Annotated in this window: 1 pseudogene; it reads right to left on the bottom strand. The window is 71.3% G+C overall.

Annotation, left to right across the window (positions count from 1 at the left end):
* Positions 1-341: pseudogene (locus OO57_RS38060) on the bottom strand (IS982 family transposase); the annotation flags it as partial.

The following is a 341-nucleotide window of genomic DNA, read 5'->3' as shown; positions in this document are numbered from 1 at the left end:
ACTCGGCCCATCCGGCCAGGTCGGAGCGTTTGGCGGTCTCGCGTGAGCGCCCGCACTCCACCGGTGTGGAGTCGACGACCCACACGCTGTCGGTCCACAAGGAGGTGTCGGTCGCGAGCAGGCGGTTGACGCGGGCGATCAGGTCGGTGGTTTTGCGCAGGCGCCTGTTGTAGCCGGACTGGCCGGGCAGGTACGGGAACAGGTGCCGCAGGTGGGTGGTGGCGTGGCGGAGCCAGCGGCGTTCGGAGGTGAAGCCGAGCAGGGCCTGCATCACCGCGAGGGTCACCAACTCGGCGTCCGTCAGCTGGGGTGCGAGGCCGACCGCAGGCCGCCACGGCGCC

Origin of the sequence: Kitasatospora phosalacinea, from assembly GCF_000717185.1 — a bacterium.
Lineage (GTDB): Bacteria > Actinomycetota > Actinomycetes > Streptomycetales > Streptomycetaceae > Kitasatospora > Kitasatospora phosalacinea_A.
The sequence above is the reverse complement of the archived record's forward strand: the minus strand, read 5'-3'. Positions and strand labels throughout refer to the sequence as shown.